Here is a 339-nt window from a genome sequence, read left to right as displayed (position 1 = left end):
CCCTGGACGGATTCCGCCAGCCAGTCAACGATCTTGCCCTTGCCCTCGTCACCCCATTGAGTGCCGATTACGACTACGTTCTTGCTCATGTTACGAATCAATATCGAGTTTCTCGGGAAATCCGGAAATCTCCCCGCGGCCCTCTCGTTGCCGAGAGGGAGTTAGTCACAGCGTTCTGACCGTCCAGGCGCCGTCTTGCAGCGCCAGCTCGCGATCGCAAACGAATTCGTCCTGATCCTGCTCGTGACCGGGCAATACCTGAACGACAATCTCACCCGACCGGCGCAGACGGCGGACCGCCTCGGTCAGGGCGGGGGCTTGCCCCCAGGGCGCGCGAAC

1 protein-coding gene and 1 pseudogene are annotated in these 339 nt (G+C 61.7%); both read right to left on the bottom strand.

What is annotated here, in order from left to right; translation table 11 throughout:
• Positions 1 to 89 (bottom strand): adenylosuccinate synthetase (locus SB751_RS28865; protein ID WP_410748891.1); only part of this gene is annotated, 89 nt, incomplete at its 3' end.
• Positions 90 to 165: 76 nt separating this feature from the next.
• Positions 166 to 339, bottom strand: a pseudogene (hisZ, locus tag SB751_RS28860) (ATP phosphoribosyltransferase regulatory subunit); the annotation flags it as partial.

It is taken from the genome of Cupriavidus sp. SIMBA_020 (assembly GCF_046535395.1).
Lineage (GTDB): Bacteria > Pseudomonadota > Gammaproteobacteria > Burkholderiales > Burkholderiaceae > Cupriavidus > Cupriavidus campinensis.
This window is presented reverse-complemented; position numbering and strand designations above follow the sequence as displayed.